General features: G+C 43.6%; 13 protein-coding genes and 1 tRNA gene. 3 read left to right on the top strand and 11 right to left on the bottom strand.

All coding sequences use genetic code 11. The features are described from left to right. Complete coding sequence (locus tag Q8M62_RS04250) at nt 1-171, top strand: hypothetical protein (protein ID WP_304899075.1); 171 nt, start codon at nt 1-3, stop codon at nt 169-171. Between the two features lie 34 nt (nt 172-205). Here Q8M62_RS04250 and Q8M62_RS04245 read toward each other — a convergent pair whose 3' ends face one another. The 9 genes from Q8M62_RS04245 to Q8M62_RS04205 form a co-directional block, all read right to left on the bottom strand. Next, nucleotides 206-1,549 (bottom strand): hypothetical protein, encoded by a 1,344-nt coding sequence (locus tag Q8M62_RS04245; RefSeq protein ID WP_304899074.1) that lies wholly within the window; start codon nt 1,547-1,549, stop codon nt 206-208. Beyond that, a complete protein-coding gene (locus Q8M62_RS04240; protein ID WP_304899073.1) occupies nt 1,546-2,319 on the bottom strand; it encodes a hypothetical protein in 774 nt (257 codons plus the stop codon). The genes Q8M62_RS04245 and Q8M62_RS04240 overlap by 4 nt, the downstream gene beginning before the upstream one ends. Nucleotides 2,320-2,378: 59 nt before the next feature. Next, nucleotides 2,379-3,743 carry a glutamate-cysteine ligase family protein gene (locus tag Q8M62_RS04235; RefSeq protein WP_304899072.1) on the bottom strand — a complete coding sequence of 455 codons (1,365 nt, stop codon included), beginning with the start codon at nt 3,741-3,743 and terminating at the stop codon, nt 2,379-2,381. A gap of 27 nt (nt 3,744-3,770) precedes the next feature. Beyond that, nucleotides 3,771-4,841, bottom strand: a complete 1,071-nt coding sequence (locus Q8M62_RS04230; protein ID WP_304899071.1) for a deoxyribonuclease II family protein — start codon at nt 4,839-4,841, stop codon at nt 3,771-3,773. Continuing rightward, entirely contained in the window at nt 4,838-5,809 is a 972-nt protein-coding gene (gshB, locus tag Q8M62_RS04225; protein WP_305668032.1) for a glutathione synthase, read from the bottom strand. The genes Q8M62_RS04230 and gshB overlap by 4 nt, the downstream gene beginning before the upstream one ends. A 129-nt stretch (nt 5,810-5,938) precedes the next feature. Further along, a complete protein-coding gene (locus Q8M62_RS04220) occupies nt 5,939-11,359 on the bottom strand; it encodes an AAA family ATPase (protein WP_305668031.1) in 5,421 nt (1,806 codons plus the stop codon). 3 nt (nt 11,360-11,362) lie between these two features. Then, nucleotides 11,363-12,079, bottom strand: a complete 717-nt coding sequence (locus tag Q8M62_RS04215) for a hypothetical protein (RefSeq protein WP_304899069.1) — start codon at nt 12,077-12,079, stop codon at nt 11,363-11,365. A gap of 60 nt (nt 12,080-12,139) precedes the next feature. Further along, nucleotides 12,140-12,934 carry a gamma-glutamylcyclotransferase family protein gene (locus Q8M62_RS04210; protein WP_304899068.1) on the bottom strand — a complete coding sequence of 265 codons (795 nt, stop codon included), beginning with the start codon at nt 12,932-12,934 and terminating at the stop codon, nt 12,140-12,142. Nucleotides 12,935-12,936: 2 nt separating this feature from the next. Beyond that, complete coding sequence (locus Q8M62_RS04205; RefSeq protein WP_304899067.1) at nt 12,937-13,962, bottom strand: hypothetical protein; 1,026 nt, start codon at nt 13,960-13,962, stop codon at nt 12,937-12,939. Between the two features lie 221 nt (nt 13,963-14,183). Here Q8M62_RS04205 and Q8M62_RS04200 point away from each other — a divergent pair, with 221 nt between their 5' ends. Next, entirely contained in the window at nt 14,184-16,328 is a 2,145-nt protein-coding gene (locus Q8M62_RS04200) for an alkaline phosphatase family protein (protein ID WP_305668030.1), read from the top strand. Between the two features lie 96 nt (nt 16,329-16,424). Then, nucleotides 16,425-17,495: an AI-2E family transporter gene (locus Q8M62_RS04195; RefSeq protein WP_304899065.1), complete on the top strand. Its 1,071-nt coding sequence runs from the start codon at nt 16,425-16,427 to the stop codon at nt 17,493-17,495. Nucleotides 17,496-17,530: 35 nt separating this feature from the next. Here Q8M62_RS04195 and Q8M62_RS04190 read toward each other — a convergent pair. Together Q8M62_RS04190 and Q8M62_RS04185 are read right to left on the bottom strand one after the other, a co-directional pair. Beyond that, nucleotides 17,531-17,612 (bottom strand) — tRNA-Leu (locus Q8M62_RS04190). Nucleotides 17,613-17,721: 109 nt separating this feature from the next. Beyond that, nucleotides 17,722-19,143: a sodium:alanine symporter family protein gene (locus Q8M62_RS04185; RefSeq protein WP_304899064.1), complete on the bottom strand. Its 1,422-nt coding sequence runs from the start codon at nt 19,141-19,143 to the stop codon at nt 17,722-17,724. Between the last annotated feature and the right edge of the window lie 304 nt (nt 19,144-19,447).

Raw genomic sequence — 19,447 nt, 5'->3', positions numbered from 1 at the left:
ATGAACCTTCGATCGAGGTTCAGAAAGTTTGGGTTTGAAAAAATTGATTTGAAAGATCCAAAAAAGAATGGTTTGGCTAAAGCCGGAATTGCTTTGGAAATTGGGGATAATCCCCCAGCTAAAGCTGGAGGGAATTCATGGGCCGGAATTCAGATGAGAATTGATTTTTGAATAGGAATGGGGTTTTAACCCATTCCATTCTTAATCAGCAAGAAAGTTTCCGAGGATCGGTAGGACCAATGGGATCACCGCAGGGATTGTTTTTTTCCTTTGCCTCCTGACAGCGCTTGCAAGCCTGATCGAAGTTGTAAGTTGGACTGGGAGGATTTGGAGTGAAAAATAGATCCATTTGAGCCAGCGCACATAATGTGAGGGCATCTTTAGGGTCCGGAGGCGTCGGAGCCCCGGTTCCGGTTTCGTTTCCATACCATCTTTTACAGGCTTGTGCCTTGGCGTCTTCGGGTTCCAGATTCGGATTTTCGGTATAGAGTTTCAGGAAAGTTGCCGCCACTAAATCCTGCGCTTCATATTGTCTGATATCAGGAATCTGCGATGGGTCTTTGGTGCATTTTCCGGTCACTCCGGCAGCAATCATGTGATTCCCGATGAAATAAGGTGTTTCACGCTTGGAATCAGGGAAGACTCTAAACTTACCTGTCTGCATCACATCGACCAGTGGAATGGAGTAGGGGACACCACTTTGTTCACCTGTATCAGTAGGTAAGATATCCGTGTAAGCCGTCCTAAACCAACCCGGAGCCTGTGGATCATAGAGCGGTGAGCCGCAAATCAAAAGGGGCAAAGTGTATTTGCTGTCTTCGGGCCATCCCGGAGGACTCAGGTAAAGTTCCAACATGGATTTGATGTAATCCCGGTCTCTTGGCCCGTCAAAGAATGCAGAAGCCATCATGATCGGCATGTAGTCATTTGGATATTCACTTTCGCCCGAACCCGGGGCAGCCACCGGATTGACATCGATGAAGGTTTTGTAAAGATCGACTTCATCAGGCGGGACTCCGGCCGCTGATAGCATCCTTCCCCAACGCTGCATCGTCATGGCGTTTTCAAAAGTACCTGCCTGTAGCACTGCCCAAGGTGGATAATGAAGTAAAAGCAATCCCTTTTGCCCGATCACGTTTAGTCCCAAGGGTGGAAAAAGCGTCCACTTGGAGGTGCCGTCATTTGGATTTTTATTGACGGAGTAGTTGTTCATGGGATTCCAAACGCCAAAGCGTTCCATCAATTTCTTGCCTCGAATGGCTTTTTGTGAATGGGAAGCATCGAATATCCGGAAATGGCGATTTCCAAATGTCTTTAAAACTTCCAATGATGCCGTACCGCTGAGTTCGATGATGTATTCTCCATTTTCTTTTTTGACATTCACCTGATCGATGCCGCTGATCCTGTCTGCTGCCAGGGAGTTTTTAGTGTAATGGGCAATGACATCAGCCCTGGTTTTAAAATCCAGGTCTTTATTGGCGAATTTTGCCGCAGGAAAAAGCTCATTCAGTGCCCGGACAGGCCCGAGAGAATAACGATAAGAGGTCATGGTTTTTGGGATGAATAGTTGCTTGCAGGAGTCTGCCAATTTGAAAAGTCAGAAATCACATTCAGTCCCTCAGTACTGACTTTATCATTGGGATTCCAGGTGGTTTTCACCCAAAAGTTCAATGCATTTGGATAATGTTGGTTGAATAAAACTGAGTTTCCAGGCTCATTGTCAAAGGTCGCCACAACAGTACCCTTTAAGGAGTTGATCTCAGCCAAAGCTTCAGATTTGTAGTCCACATCGGTTTGGGTTTTCTCTTTTTTCAATTTCAATTCGCAACGGCCTTTCCAAAATGGGAATCCTCTATTGGTAAAATCCAGAGCAGTTCCCAGTCCCATTCCGTTTTTCAGCCCGGGATCTCCGATATGTCGACCGGTGAGGTAGAATATCATCGCTCCGGCATCATGGCAGGCATTTGCAAAGTCGACAGCGCCGGGATTTGGCAAATCAAGTGAAGCATAGTCATCGGTGAAAAAAGTATTGCCCCAATAGGTAATGAAAGGGGCGATTGAGGCAGAATTAGCATCTAATCCGGCTTGGGTAAGTGCAAACTTCACACTCCAATTCATGTCGGAGAGGCTCAGCTTGGCAGCTACTTTTGCAAAATCAGGAAATTGATCTCCCTGGTCCGCGGCAAAATTCTGAATAATGGTCAAGTTTCTGCGGGCAGTTGAGAACAGTGTGTCGTCCAAGTCAAAAACCACAATCGGCAGCAGGTTTTCTGATTTGATGGCAGGAATGACTTTTTGAAGTGGGGAAAAATCGGTCATGTAAGATTTGTTGGGTTAAAAATATGTGAATAGAATAATCCAGAAGTTAGAATAATGAATCAATAAATCAATGATTTACCTTCTAAAAATCTTGCAACCGTCGCTTCAGCAACAGATTTTCGTTGTGAGGTGAAGGTGTTGTAATAATTTTCCAAATTTAATTTCGAATCCTTGCAGGCAAATTCCTCTTCGAAGCCAGCCATCCCGTCCAAAGCCAGCTTCATCAATTTACCGGATATTCCAAAGATCTCATTGGATTCAAATCCAAAGGATGATTTCTCCCAAAGTGCGTTGATTTCTTTCTGAAATGGCAAAAGCAATTCCAACACTTTTTCCAAGGAATCATTGGAATAGAGAAGACCTGTATAAAAAAATGCAGGTACCAATTGCCATTCCCGGGGTAATGCATCTGCCGTTCTGATTTCCAAAAATCCTTTAATTCTTACTTCAGGATAAAGTAAGGATAGATGATTTTCCAAGTCGTCCCATGATGGAGAAAGTCCCGCGATAGGATTTTTTAACCAAGAGTCAAAAGTGAAATCAACCGGGAAAACACGATCTCCCAAGGCCTTGATATGAAGGATTGGAGCCTTCATGGCAAAATCCAGATACGTTTCTATTAGCTGACTTTTTTCGGGTAGTCCATCAAAGGGTTCAAGTCCTCTTATCCCTGTTCTTGAGGAATCAAGTTGTTGCCACAGATAGCTTCGATGTGATTTCCGAGTGGTAATTTTCCCTTCCAAAATCCCTGAATTGGCGAAAATTGCCGTGGCAAACGGTGCCAAAAGATTTGCCGCCACAATCCGTTTAACTTGGGTTGATTCAGCCAATCCCAGGTCTAGATTGACATGAAGCGAACAAGTCTGCCGCATCATTTGAACACCATATGGACCCAATCGGGAAAAGTATTCTTGCAATGCCCGGTACCGGGGCTTGTCTAATTGAAGTCCGATTTGTGTGAGATCAAACCATGGATTTGTGCCCAATTGGGAAAAGTATATCTGATGTTCGCTTGTAATACGGTCTAAAATATCCTGTTGAAGTCTGAGCTGAGCGATCAACTCCGGCAGGGTTTTACAGGGAGAGGTGGCAATTTCCAGTTGTCCTCCCGGCTCATATTGAAACAAACTTCCGTTCGGGAATCTGATTGGAGCGAGACTTCCATTGTTGCTAAAATCAACTTTTCCATCCATCAAGACGGAGGCTTTTTCCAGTTCTTGATGCAAGGATAATTTCTCACCTTTCAGCGGGATTGGAATAGCTTTAGTTTTTTCATAGTCTGTAAACCGAACAGGGAAAGCTTCCAGTTCAACGCCTATTTTATCCGAATTTTTTTGAGACGCACCCGAATCAGTCTTAGGTTCAAAAAGAGTTTGCGCGAGAAAATTTCGACATCCATCGAGCGTAAGTTTTTCAATTTTCATTGGTTCAGATGACAAAAAAGTATTCAGTTAGGATAGGTCTTTGTGAGGATCGGATTCAATATTTTTTTCAACAATCTGGATTTGATCAAGGAAATTCCAAAGGTCGGTATCCCGAAAAGCCAAACCGCCTCCGCCACGGTTGGCTTGGCTGAGTTGTCGGTTGATGTCGGATACGATAATGTATCCCGGTTCGATACTCGGAGTAATTCCCCATTTCGCATGGTCTTTTTCGAATGCCCAAGAAAATCCTGCCAATCCGATTTTGCTGAGATCCACATCCACAATGTCCTCTGTAATATCCTGTACTTCGGAATCCAAATCACCGAATACGATGCCTCTCCGCCAGGATTCCACATCTATGTCACACTTAAGCGTAGGGCCAATCAGATCCTTCCAGAAGTCCCTTCCGACTTTACTTCCCTTTGGAGCTTTGCTCCATCTCCTGTTTTTGGCTATCAAGTTAAACTCGATTCCATTGTGAGTATTAAATTGAAAATGAATAGGTTGAATGGGTTTATCTACAGTTTCACTTTTTGCGAATTTGGAGAGATTTTCATCAGGATCGGTCTCCGGTAGGTGGCTCGCATAGACTTGTGCCTCATGCTGGGAATGCAAAATTCCAGCAATCTGATTTGCAGTGTCATAATCCTTTAAGCTTACACAAAGATAGGTTTGTCCAAATTTCCGTTCGTAATCGGGAAGAACGGTAGCACCCGGAATAGGGAATCTTGGCGTAGAATGAAGCAAATAAAATCCACTGTTGGATTTTTTGGAAAAGGCTAAAATTCCTTTGGTATGTCCCATGGATCCTTTGTTTTTGGGCTTAGGATTTCCCGGAGTTGGGGGGATTTCGTCGTTCCAGAGTATATATCCGTAGCCTGAATCTGGGGAAAAAATTTGCTCCAAAGTCAAACCCAAGGCTGACTCGGGATGATCCAGTGAAATAGGCGAAAGCTTCAATCCGTTTTCGGGAAGCGAATCTGAGTACAAAAATTCAAAACCGGTGCTGTTCTTATGGGGTCCGATTTTGATGGGTAATTTGTAAATAAACCACCAATCTACGACCTGAGCTGTTTGGTTGCTTAAGGGCGAAATCATGGTTTATTTTTCTGGGTGGAAAGCTTGTTTTCAAGTGCCTCAAAAAATTTTGCGCCAATGTTGATGTGGAAAATTTTGCCGATTTCTTTGATGCCGGTAGGGCTGGTCACATTGATTTCAGTCAGGTAATCTCCGATTACATCGATTCCGACGAAAAACAAGCCCCGCTGTTTTAGTTCCGGGCCAATTTGAGCGCATATCCATTTATCCCGTTCAGTCAATTCAAATCCCTCTGCGGTAGCTCCGACGGCTAGATTTCCGCGATGATCACCTGCTCCCGGGATTCGTGCAATGCCATATTCCACGGCCTCTCCGTCGATTAATATGATTCGCTTGTCGCCTTTAGTCGAGATTTCAGGAATATAGGCTTGTGCCTGTATGTAGCAGGTTTCCCGTTGGGTCAATTCTTCGATGATGACATTGGTATTCGGGTCTCCTTCTGCAATCACAAAAATTGACTGTCCCCCCATTTTAGCGGTGGGTTTTACGACGATTTTGTGATGAGTTTGGAGAAAATCTTTAATGGCCGATTTAGAACGTGTCAATAGGCTGGCAGGGCAGCACTGAGGAAACCAAGCCGTGAAAACCTTCTCATTGACATCGCGGAGTGACTGGGCCCGATTGAGGACCAACACGCCTTCGGATTCGGCACGTTCGAGAATATAAGTTGCCATGATGTATTCTATGTCAAAAGGAGGATCCTTTCGCATCATGATGGCATCCAATTCTGAAAGACTGCCGTAGGTTTCAACTCCGATTTCATACCAATGATGCGGGTCATCAAAGACTTTGACCTGACGCATTCTTGCTTCTGCACGACCGCTTCTTAGAAATAGGTCTTTCATCTCAAGATAAACCAAGTCCCAGCCTCTTGACTGTGCTTCGATCATGAGTGCAAGTGAAGTGTCTTTTTTTGGATTGATGGATTCGATGGGATCCATTACTACGCCTAGTCGAAAAGCCTTCATGAAATTGTTTCCATTTTGTTGCGAGAAAAAAAATCCATTTATCGTGGTCCTTTATTGAGTGGTTTTAAAAGCTATGCCTGTACCCGTATCTATTTTCTTTTAAGGTAAGAAAAATAGGTCACTGTGAGACTATTTGGAAAAGAGGCTCTCATACCCCTTCCAATCTTCCGGTGGAGGGTTTTCGAGATATCGTTGAGACCGATTGATGAAAATTTCAAACACCGGATCCTCTGCATCTTGGAGCGTTCCTTTTGAAAAAATTTCAAAGGCTAAGGCAAAGTCCCTGCCGAAATAGGCATTCATGCCGGCTTGGAGTAGGCTTTTTGTCGCTTCTTTGATTTCTTTCCGCTCCGGGCTTTCTGCGTCGATTACCTCGTAGAGGCTTACCGCCTGTGCTTTTCCTTTTACAGCTACTCGGTCTACCATTCGGATGGAAAACTGATCAGGATCTCCCAAAGATTGAAAGGTATTTTCCCCGATCAGAAATTGGGCACCATAGACTTTGGTGAGTTGCTCGATCCTGGAGGCCAGGTTGACGGTATCACCCAACACAGAACATTGCATTCGGTCGTATGCCCCCATCGTCCCCAAGACCAAAGGGCCTGTATTGACTCCGATACCCATTTTCAGGATTGGACGGCCCTTGAACTCGGATTCCAGGTTGAATTTCCGAAGTGCTGCAGCCATGTTGACTCCGGCCTCTACAGCTTGCTGTGCAGGAACAGCAAAAAGTGCCAAAAACTCATCTCCTGAATAAGAGTCAATAAATCCACCAGACTCCGAAATGTGTTTCCCGAGGTGGTTGAAGTATTCATTAAGTAGCTCAATCACAGATTGCGGCGTGAGTAACTCTACCAAAGGAGTGAAATTCCGAATGTCAGAGAAGAGGACTGACATATCCATGGAGACCGATTCTCCCAGTTTAACTTTGGCAATGTCATTATGTCCCAAGTGCTTCAGAAATTGAATAGGAACAAAATGCTGCTGTGCTTTCAGGAGTTTTTCTTGCTGTTCGTAGATTCGGGCATTTTCGATGGAAATGGCCGCTTGGGCAGCCAGCAATTTGATTACTTTGACCCGATCCTCTGTAAAAGCACTGTGCGTCAGGTTATTTTCCAGATAGACTGCTACATTTCCCTGATTATGTGTGGAAAGTGGCACGCACATCATTGAAAGTGGCTTCTGATGAATGATGTAGGGATCTGAGGAAAAGGAGTTCTGCTCACGGGCATTCCCGATCACAATCGGCTTATTGGTTCGCAATGCCGTGTTGATCAGGGAAGTGGGAATTAAGGATGGATCTGCTTTTCCAGCGACTTGGACAGGAATAACTTCTTCTGGATGATCCGCATCGTTTTGTGCCAGTACCACCAAAGTTCCATCCTTCTGTTCGACCAAGAATCCTTTTTTGGCCCCAGCATTTTCAATTAGGATTTGCAAAGTTGCTTTCAGTAGCTTTCCCAACACCAACTCCCCGGAAATTATCTGAGAAGCTCGAAAAACGGAGCTCATATCCAAGAAATCTGCATTGAGCGAATCAGAACCCATGGTTCCTGGCGCGCTTAAATTTTGCCGGGACAAAGAGGAGCTGTTGTATTGTGAAGAAGTCCTGAAAACCTGATATTTTTTCTCCATCTCCTGGGTTTTTCTGTAAGCTCCCCATCGATAGTAGAGGTAATGGGAGGCAAGCAGGTACCCTTCGGAAGCTTTCGGCAAAGCGTTTCGGATCAGAAACTGGGCAGTCAGTTCGTTTGCCATAGCTTCGTCTCTTATAAATCCATTTTTATTGGCATGTTGGATGGATTGTTCATACAGATGCAAGGCCTCGCTGATTCTGCCTGAATGGCCGCTAAGTTCGGCCTCCATTAGTAATCGCAGGTGTTCGAAGTTTTCAGGGCAAGTTTTGGCCCATTTGGCCATTTTCTCCAGCTCTTGGTGCAAGATTAAAATTACCGACTCTTGTTCTTCCAATTCCAGATTGGAAAGCAGCATCGATCTGACTAAAAATGCGACGATCTGAAATCTCACGGATTGGGGTAATGACATCACGGATGCCATCAATTTTTCCTGTTCTTTAATATGAGGCATTGCCCCTGCAGGATCATTGTAAAATAGGTGAATTTCTGCTTTATAGATGTGGTAATTAGCGATTCCGGTCATGAAATGCCGCTCCAACATCCCGCTCACACACTCCATTTCGTCAAAATTCTCATCAGTCAATGTGAATTGACTTTTGGTCAGTCCCTGGAAGTTTTGCTGCATTTGCAGAAAGAGTGTGCCGGAATCATAGGAGTCCTGGTACTCACATTCTTTTACAATGACGAGTAGTTTTCGCTGTTCCCGGGAGGCAGTTTCCAAATCAAGGGTCGGATCCCAGATGATACAATCCTGCGCACTGTATGCCAAATACAATAAGTCACCGGATTGGTAGCCGGCTTTGATGCCTCGTTGAAACCAAGTCGTCATACTGGACCAGTGATTGCTCCAGTGATGGACAAACATGGTGTAGACATAGATGATTCTAGACCTTAGGGAAATGTCGTCGAACTTTTCAATCAGATTCACAGCCAGTTTACCGTATTTATAGCCTTCAGCGGGATCTTCAAAATACCCCGATAGGAGCATGGCATAGCCTGCATAGGCAAAGGCCGTCTCAGGACTGTTGCCGTATTTTAATGCGATATTGACAGATTTCAGCACCAGGTAGGGAAACATTCTGCCGGTCCCTGAAAGGAAAGCTGCCGGAAAAATTTCCATCAGAAGTTGACTGGCAATTTTCGCTTTTTCGTCAGTGATTTCAGGATTGTTGATGAGGTCAGCGACTTCTTTTCCCTTGAGGTTTTCAGTGACAAGCTGGACTTCCTCGGCGACATTTTTGGAGTCGGGAACTTGGATAAAATTGAACCCCAGAATGGCAAGTCCCTGATAGGCGGCTTTTATAGATTCGGGAAGTTTACCGATAGTGGCGTACTGCCGAGTTCTTACTGCCAAGACCAGCCCTTTTTCAACAGGTGTTCTTGCATTTTTGAGCATGACTTCGGTCCAGTCATCCGCATTTTTCCAATCTCCGGTCAGGTAATAGCAGCTTTGCAATTCTTCACTGAGTCTCCACATGAGCGCGTAGTCATTTTCCCAGGAATTTTCATCCAGCATTTCAAAGCTGATCTTTAGATAACCCAGTGCGGCGTCATAGGCAGAAGAATGACGGGCTTTGATTCCAGCTTCCAGATTCAGGCGGGAAAATTCCCTGCGTTCTTTGGGATCATGAATTAAAGTCCTACCCTCATTTAAGTGACCGACCACATCTACCAAGACCTCGTCGAGTTCTTTTGCAGTCGTGTGGGCAAGTATCAACCTTCCTATAGAAAGGTGTAAGGCCTGCCGCTTTTCCTTTGGAATCGTAGAATAGGCAGCCTGTTGCACGCGGTCATGTTGAAATTTGTAGATCGGATTGAGAAGATCAGAGCCAGTTTCGCTAAAGTCTTGTATTTCTTCGTTTTTCGTGGCAAATGCAACCCCTACATATTTATAGTTTTCATTCAGCGGAATGACCATGTTGGATTTGATGGCCTCATACAGTTCTGCCGCGGTAGTTTCCATACTTCCTTCACGGATTATAGAAAGGGTTTTGAGGTCGAATGTAGCACCGATACAAGCTGCCAATTGTAAGACATGTTGCGTTGATTCATTCAATCTGTGCTGACCCGAAACCAAAAAATCAATCACGCTATCACTGTTTTCAACATTTTTTACGGCATTCAGATCCCAATCCCATGCTCCTTTATTCAGATTGAAAACGATGACTCCCCGTTCATGCAAGTCCTTCAACAATTCGATAGTGAAAAATGGATTTCCACCAGTCTTTTCATACAATACAGCACTGAGGGATTCAGATCTTGAATGGTCGCAAAGTAAGGTGTCCATGATGATCTGATCTACGGCCTCTTGCGTTAGCGGCTGAAGTGGAAGCATTCCCACGTTTCGCTTTTTCTTGATTTCTTCCAAAGTCAAAATCAAGGGATGGGTGGCATCTACGGCGTTGTCGCGATAGGCACCGATCAACAACAAGTGACTTTGTTCTTGGGCGGTGACCAATCTGTTGATCAGGTTGAGAGTAGGGATGTCACTCCACTGCAGGTCATCAAGAAAAATAACCAAGGGGTGATCTGCTGTAGCAAAAACTTTAACGAAGTTCAGAAAGAGTATCAAAAACCGGTTTTGGGTTTCTGCCGGAGAAAGTTCCTGTACCTGGGCCTGTTTTCCGATGATCAGTTCCAATTCGGGAATCAAATCCACTATCAGTTGTCCGTTGGTATCGAGTGCGGAGGATATTTTTGTGTTCCATTCGTCCAGTCGTTCTTTGGGTTCGCCCAACAATTGCCGGATCAAATCCCGAAATGCACTTGCTATCGCGATATAAGCGGCATTTTGTCGAAACTGATCAAACTTTCCGTGAATGAGGTATCCTCTTTTTTTGGCAATGGACCGACCTAATTCTTGGACCAATACAGATTTTCCGACGCCTGAGTAGCCTGACACCAAACAGAATTCCACTGAACCTGAGCTGGTATTTTCAAAGAAAGTCTCCAGCTTTTGAAGCTCTTGAGCTCTTCCATAGAGGCGTTGAGGAATTTGAAAAAGCTGGGAAACATCCGAAAGGCCCAGCGAAAAAGCATCCGGATTTACCCCGTTTTGGAAGTTTTCACGCGCTTTTTCCAAGTCCAATACCAGTCCAAAACTGCTTTGGTAACGGTCTTCGGCATTTTTTGCCATCAGTTTTTCGATGATGGCTGATACCATTTTTGGAATGGTGCCATCAATGCTTACAGGCGCGGGAGCTTGCTTGCTGATGTGGCAGTGAACCCACTCCAAGGCATCTTTGGCATTGAATGGAAGCTTGCCTGTGAGAAGTTGAAAGAAAGAAATGCCGAGCGTATAGTAATCTGTCCGGTAATCAATGTCGCGGTTCATTCTTCCGGTTTGTTCCGGTGCCATGTAGGGAAGTGAGCCTTCGATATTGTTTAGAAAAGCAACATCCTGATGCTCTCTGGAAAGCTCAGATGAAGCACTGAAATCAATCAGCCGAAAATCGGCGGAGTGGGGATCGATCAGAATATTTCGCGGGACGAGATCTTTATGAACAATCCCTTTTTCGTGCATATTGCCCAGAGACTTAACCAGAGGAATAGCAAGTGTAAAAAATTGGTCAAGGGGTAAAATTTGACCTGGAAAGGCTGCACTATGTTCTTCGAGAGAGATTCCAAACCGTTCCATTTCAATGGCCGATTTGCCATTTCCGAAATTGACCAAAGCGTTTACCGCAATGATCCCTTCTCCCTGCAGTTTGGTGATGATTTGATATTCTCTACGAAGACTGGATAAGTGTTCTTTTTTGGGATATTGGTCAAGTAAAGTTTTTAAGACTACCTGAACGCCGTCTTTTTTTCTGGAGGCGAGGTACAAAATATGGGGAAAGGATTCTTTGATAATTTCCTCCACGACATATCCTGGGATATCTTCAGTCAGTGGTATATCGTGGAGGTTTTTCACAAATCAAATATTGAAAAATTGTGCAATAGTTTTGTGATATTCTTCTTGTGCTTCGTGCTTCAGTGGATACCCATGTCCGCATAATGCATGTTTGTACTGGACTTTTTTCAATCGTTCAAAATCTTCAGGTTTTGGCTGGCTTTCATGAAGCCAAGCAAGTCCAAGTCCGGCTTTTTTGAAGAAATTCATTTTTTCCATGGTAGGTACAGTTTCCTCATCAAAAAACTGATCCGGTTCCACCCAGTTTTGAAGCGAATCGCAGGCAATCATGATTCCGCCTTCACGATCGAGCCGGAGGATACCTTCGGGTCTGGCTACAGTTTTGAATTCAAATAAGGTGCAGTCACCGAAAGGCATTTCTCCGCCTTCCCGGAGTTCCTTGTCGACAGTCAATCCCTCCTGAACTCGCATGCCAGGCATTGCCCAAAATTTAGCCTTGTAGCGATCCACATAAAACGGATCATCCACTCCGTGCATATCACCGATCCTTACCACATTGATTACCTTACCCAGACGATCGAGCTCGGCCAGGGCTTCATCTTTCAGTCGGACAGAGTTGATGATCGTAAGGTTTCCGTTTTCCCTAACTACGGTCATATTGCGGCTGAATTGCCACATTGAACCAAAGAATTCATTTTTCATCGTCCCGGTAACGAAAAATACATCTTTAAAAACCTCCTGAATTGGGCCATGGGGCATGGCCTCTTGATAGTTTTTCATGTTATTGTTTGGTTGGGTTAAAGTTGTTTGGTTTTTCTTAAATATCTTTAAATGTACAAGTTAAGCAGGATCATATAGATACCTCCCTGCATAGTTGAATTCTTTATTATACTCATTCAAATAGGCATTTAGGTAGTGTTGGACGGGTTTCGAAATTCGGCCCAATTTGACTTCTTCCAAGGTTTCAGTCCCGGTGCTGGTATCATGTCGCTTCAGGTGAAAAAGCGTCATGTCTTTGCCTCCAAATAGCCCTTCAATCACTTTCAATTTTGGCCGGGCTTTGCTCATGTCGAAAACTGCTCCCAGCAGCGCAGTAAGGTGCTTGTATTGGGCCAAAGTTTCCGAAGTATAAATCGGGAAATTTCCAGCAGGAGCTTCAAATACAGGATACACGATTTCAGGTAAAAGCGAGTGGGAGCTAAGGTTGTAAATATAAGATTCACTAAGTTCTGCGGCCCTTGCCCCTTTCAACAGGATGTTTAAATACCTGCGGGTGGGAAGACAAGAGTTATCCAGGTAATCCGGCATGCCGATATAGGCAAATGCTTTTACTATGCCAGAGGCGGTCTCCAATTGTACCTCAACGCGGTCATAGGCTACCCCGAATGATTCCATAGCATCCATCGAAGCAAGCTGATCATCGTGGCACAAATGAACCACACCTTCGACTAGGTCATCCTCATTACTGGAGCGTGCTATATTTCCCATTCCTCCCTCGTGCCGAAACCAATGCTGGACATTAAATGTAAGTTTCCAGCCTCTAAGGATTGCTTTTTGGGAATGGATTGGATCCACTCCTTTTGCTCTCAGAGAAATCAGATTCATATTTGACCCGTATCCGAAATAGTAGAACATTCCTATTGATTGAAATTGTACGCTTTGTCTTCCTGATCCATGATTCTTTGGAAATCGGGATTATCAGTCCAGAATACGTTCAGGGATTCGAGAATTTCCTCTGATCTTCCGTTGAAGTTTTCCGTCATTCTTGCCTGCCATCCGGTTGCAATTAAGTCCTGCATTAAAATCTCCCTTTTTTCATCGGAATAGGGCTTATTGGTATAATAAAGGTATTGACTGGGGTGGTTGGCGATTAGGAATGGAGTGATGGTGTCATCATCGTAGAGTTTGAGCTTCAGTACAGAAAGTGTCTTGGGTTTTTCGGGAATCTGATCCGGAAACAATTTTTGTAGCAAATCATGTACTGGTGACCCACAAGCGACAACCGGCTGAGTGTGATACCCATCGGAGGTAAGGCGCGCCTGAAGCATCTTTTTGACATATGGTGCGAAAGTGTCATTAAAAGGTTCGATTCCCTGCATGTCACCTCCGGGAGCTCCAATTGGAACACAGTCCACAATGCTTTCAAATTTGGGAAAATCGGCTGGGTTCAAATCGTTGTATCCCAATAAGTTTTCCCAGCGTCGGTTGGTTGGTGAAAAAATATAATCTGAGTAGATAAATGCTTCAATAGGAGGAAAATGCAGCATTTGTACCGATTTGACTTTAGCCAAAGAAAGTCCCCAAGGCAGCATGAATTGCATTCCCTTGCCCGTGGTTTTTATTACCTGATCGAGCTTTTCCTGATTTTGTTGGAGGATCTCCAAGGCAAGTGTTCCGGCCTCGATGAAGTCAGGAATGCATTGGCGATACTGACTTAGGTCATGATGAGGGCTGGAGATTTTGAGGTTGTAGCTATCCCCGATTTTCCAGACCTTGGCCCAGGCCCCAAATAAGCCATCTCGTTGGAGCGTTTGGTTGATGAAATGCCCGATGTAAGTCTCCAGAGAAGTCATTCCATCGGCTGATTTTTCGGGAGTAAATGAAAAAAGCTGGGAAAGAAATTCTTCACTAAAATTTAATCCGATGTCGATTGTATTTTCCATCTATTGAGAATAAAAGTAATGTTTGGAACTAAATTGAATTACGTTTTTGCCTTTAATTGGCGGTAAGAAAAAATTAAATCGTATTTGAATGTTTGGTGGAATAATATAGGATTTTTTCCAGAATAATTTACTTAATTTAAGCAGTATTTAATACAATTTTGATTTGTGTACCGAAAGTAATTTCGAGCTTCTTTTCACATTTTTCATAAAAAGCCATTCACATGAGCACTTTCCTTATCAGCAGATGTAAATCAGACAGCAAATACCAAGTCTGGAGTTTCAACACCGAAAAACAGGAGTTTTTTCGTTCCGTTTCGATTTCCAAAGATGCCGAGTATAATCCTACACTCAAATTCGCTCCGTTAGGAGGATATGTATTGGAATGGGGCCCCGGTATGGATGCGGTAAATGGAAAAAATTACCCCTATAAGCTTTTTGAATTTGATCCGACTTCCCCAGATCCACTCAATGGCAAGGCAATCCAACAGGGAGTTTGGTCCTCCAAGAAATTTTGGGGCTACCGTGCTCACTATTCCGATAATCCAAGTGAGCAAAATGAGTTACCCCTCATTTCAATGGGTAATTTCATGTTATTTTTCATTGGTGGAAAAGGAAGAGGCACCTACATGCTATATAACTTTGATCCCAATTTCGCCAATCCCAATACGACGGATCCTATTCCTTCAACTTACACGCCCCAAGGCGGCTTCCCGACGATACAGCAAGGGCATGAATTGGTCTGTATGAATAACTATGTCATTGACAGGCATGGTGATGGGACCAATGTCAGAATTTGGAGTTTTGACCCCCAAAATACTGTCCCGCTTTCCATTCCGGAAGTCTGGAGCGGAAAGTGGAATGGGATTGACTCCCGGCATCAATTAGTTCCGGTAGGCGATAAAATCCTGACTTGGATCCCCGGAGAATCTGTTTATAAACTTTGGTCTTTTAACCCTCATTCAGAAGTTCCATTTGAGGAATTGGCTATAGGCAAACTCCCGGATGAGATCAAAAACAGTGATTCCTTAGTAGCCATCCAAAGCAAAACACAGATCGAGGCTGAAGGCGATATTCAGCCGGCGACAATGGACTACATGAGGTCCAAAATCAAGCATGTGGTTTATTACATGTTGGAGAGTAGGTCTTTTGATAATGTATGTGGGTGGCTATATGAAAAAAATCAGGCTGCCGTCAATTATATCGGTTCTGACAAGCCTTTCGAGGGAGCAAGCAGCCAGAACTTTAATATGGACGGAGAAAAGAAAGCTTTCCAGAGCAAATTTCATGATGGGCAGCTGAGCAATCAGTGGGATTTATCCGATCAAAAGCAAGACCCATTCCATGACAACTCGGATGGTTTGCAGCAAATGTTTTACAACAAATATCCGGGCTATCCTGGCAAGGCTAAGCCAGATATGGGAGGTTTTGTTCAGAATAATTCCAGTGACGATGTCATGCTCAGTTTGACGCCCGAGCAGCTTCCGATTCTCAATGGACTCGCGGAGAATTTTGCCATAAGCGATGAATGGTTTTGCTCGGTGCCCGGTGGTACCGATATCAACCGAGCGTTTGCGCACACAGGATCAGCAATGAATCGACTGGATACTTGGGAGGGAGGAAATATTTATCAAAATTGGAATCAGTATCCTCATCGTCCTTCGCTTTGGAAGGTACTTTGGAATAATGGGATCAAAGACTGGAAAATTTATAATGCCATTGAATGGACCAATCACCCATTCACTTACCACCTATATTTAGAAGGCCAAGTCCCCAGCATCGATGCCAACTCCAAGAATTATCTGGATAGCGTGGATAACTTTGTCTCTCAGGCCAAGTCAGGTTCACTCCCAAGTTTCAGCTTTTTGGAGCCGGTGTGGATTGCTCCTGTGGGGACCTCTTCTTACCATCCAGGCGCAAGCATGGTTCCGGCAGAAGTGACATTGAACACCATCTATGAAGCTATCAAGTCAGGACCTCATTGGGAGGACACCTTGTTTGTGATCACATTTTCTAAAAATGGAGGGATATACGATCATGTAGCTCCACCTTATGCGGCCAAGCCTTGGCCAAATGACTGGGCGGATGGATTTGAATTTGATATGATGGGACCAAGAGTCCCTACCATTATGGTCTCCCCGTGGATTAAGAAAAACACGGTTTTCAGGTCAGGAGGGCCAAAACCATACGACTCTACTTCATTTGCAGCGACGCTGCTTCAATGGTATGGAATTCCAAAAACCCGATGGGGGTTGGGAGACCGAATGGATCAAGCGCCTACATTCGAGGGGATATTTCAGGAAAATGAAGCTAGAAAAGATGCTCCTACACTTCAACCTCCCTATGACAAAGGATTTCCCCAAAAATGAGATTGTATCAGTTTATTTTCTCTAAAGGATGAAATTCACTGGCCATCTTAGTGCTATTCAAACTATTTCCAGTTAATTTTTCCTTAAAGAAATTTTATGAATCGCCTACAAGAAATAGCCAACTTTCTGATCATAGTAGTACTGGGTGCTATCCTATTAATCGAAGGTGCATTTATCTTGGTGCCACTAGTTTGGGGAGTTTTTTTTGCGTTTGCATTGTATCCTGTTTCATCATGGATTGAGCGCAAAAGGATACCCCGTGGATTGGCTATTTTTTCGAGTATTTTAATTGTTGGTTTGGTTTCTTTTGGGGTGTTCTATTTACTTATCAATCAAATGGTTGGTTTGATAAAGGAAATTCCTGAAATCGGTAATAATCTTGAGGAAAAGCTTGGTAGATATATCGATGAGCTCAGCCTTTTGGTTGGGAAAGACTTGGTAGATCCCGGGAATAAGTTCTCATTGCTTCCCAGTGGCAACTTCAATCAAACCATACTCGCAACTGGAAAGTCATTGACTTTGGCAGGAATTGTGCCTCTTTTTACATTCTTATTGATGTATTACAAGGATTTTTTTATCGAATTTTTAGTTCGGTTTTCATCCAAAAACAAGGAGCTCATTCTCAATTGGGCAACGGACTCAGGTCATATTATCCAGTCTTACCTCGCAGGGATCATCCGGGTGACGGGGATAGTAGCGCTAATGGCAGGGCTTTTCTTCTACCTGATGGGAATCAAGTATTTTATATTGTTTGCATTATTTATCGCGATCATGAATCTGATTCCTTACGTGGGGGTTTTCATCTCCTCCTTTTTTGTCATTCTCTATGTGTTTCTTACCACAGATTCCTTGTTTCCGCCGGTTTTGACCTTTGCTGTTCTATGGGGAATTCAACTTCTTGAAAATAATTTAATCACGCCTTTGGTAGTTGGGTCAAAGGTTAGGGTAAATGCCCTAGCTGTGATTTTAGCCATTTTACTGGGAGGTTGGCTATGGGGGATATCCGGAATGGTACTTTTCATTCCATTAGTGGGAGTTTTGAAAATTACTCTTGAAAGGAGTCAATCCCTTAATGCATTTGGGTATTTGTTGGGAGATGACATTCCGATATCAGAGGAAAAGGAGAATTTCTGGATACTGTTGCAAAAACGGATTCAAAAAAAATAAAAAAGCAGACCATTTGGTCTGCTTTTGAAATATTGTGCGGATGAAAAGATTCGAACTTTCACACCCGAAGGCGCTGCCACCTGAAAGCAGTGCGTCTACCAATTTCGCCACATCCGCATTACTCGATTGAATTACAAATAAAGTAAAACTCTGACACCTAAACTAAACGAAGACTCAATAAAATTGAGCTTTGCTTAGCTCCTTTATAAATAGCTTTGACAACCAATCACTTCCATAAATCGGTGTTTTCAATCCCAACATTCTTTGCTATAAATACAGGGTCTTTTCCGGCTTTTCGTTGTTTTTTATAATCTTCAAAAGCCATATATGCGGGTTTTCGGAGTAAAAGTATAGCTATGATATTCAACCATGCCATCATTCCAACACCGATATCTCCGAGAGTCCAAGCGATTTCTGCGGTTTTTATAGAACCATAAAATGTTGCGATAAGGATCGCTGACTGGAGTAATTTGATTGCCAATTTGGAGGATTTGTTTCGAGTTAGATAGCTCAGATTAGCCTCTGCGATAAAGTAATAAGCCATAATCGTAGTAAATGCAAAAAATAAAAGAGAGACGGCAATGAATCCTTTTCCAATACTGGGGAAGTGGGTGCCAATCGCATACTGCGTGTATTCGGGACCAAATGGAACACCAGGGAGGTTTTCTACAATAAAGCCGCCCTCAGGATTCACTACATTGAATTGTCCGGTGAATAAAATCATCAGCGCAGTAGCAGTGCATACAAATAGGGTGTCAACGTAAACGGAAAATGCCTGTACCAAGCCTTGCTTCACCGGGTGAGAGACCTCAGCAGCAGCGGCAGCATGAGGAGCGGTGCCTTGACCCGCTTCATTGGAATAGATTCCTCGCTTTACACCCCAAGCAATCGCCATCCCGAACACCCCGCTGTAAGTAGCCTCCAGATTAAATGCAGATTTGAAGATCAGGGCAAAAACAGCAGGCACTTCTGTAATATTGATAACAATGATAATAACGGCCATCAGAATATAGGTCATAGCCATAAACGGAACGACTATTTCGGCGACTTTGCTAATCCGTTTTACGCCGCCAAGGATAATCAAGCCAAGAAAAAATGTAACGACTATTCCAGTGTAAAGAACAGGGATGTCAAAAGCATTATTTGCACTTAGTGCGATACTGTTACTTTGAACCCCGGGAAGAAATAGAACGGTGCTCAGAATAGTCGCAATAGCAAAAATTACCGCGTACCATTTTATGCCTAGTCCTTTTTCGATGTAGTATGCGGGACCACCTCGGTAAAGCCCATTATTTACTTCTTTGTAGATCTGGCCAAGTGTAGATTCAATAAACGCCGAAGAAGCACCCAAAAATGCGATTACCCACATCCAGAAAATTGCCCCCGGACCACCCATGGCAATCGCTGTGGCAACTCCTGCAATATTGCCAGTGCCAACTCTACCGGAAATTGCTATCGCAAAAGCCTGAAAAGAAGAAACGCCTTTTTCAGAGGACTTTCCTCCAAAAAGCAGCCGGATCATTTCCTGGAAATAGGTGATTTGAACAAACTTGGTTGCAAAAGAAAAGTAAACTCCTGCCGCTAGACACAAAAATATCAAGGCATTACTCCAAATAATACCATTGATTGTATCAATTATCTCCTTCATGAATTAGATTATATTTTCTTTAAAGTTTTATTTTACAGAAATCAAGCTTTGAAATAGGGGCTAAGTAGCGGAAAAATTGTGAAAAACTTGATGAATGGGTTGAAAAATGAAGGGATTTGGTTTTGAATGCAGGTTATGATAGGGCATGGTGGAGGAGGGATTTTGATTATGCATTGTTGGGTTCTCTCAGCTGACATAGAAAATCACAGATATTTGGATTTTTAAATCAATAAAAGCCTCTGGATTTTCATCCAAAGGCTATTGAAACTAAGTCAGGGTGGCAGTCCCGAAAGCTTTCGGGAGA

This window comes from Algoriphagus sp. (genome assembly GCF_030694375.1).
GTDB lineage: Bacteria > Bacteroidota > Bacteroidia > Cytophagales > Cyclobacteriaceae > Algoriphagus.
Note: the sequence above shows the minus strand (reverse complement) of the source record. Positions and strands in the feature narration are given on the sequence as shown.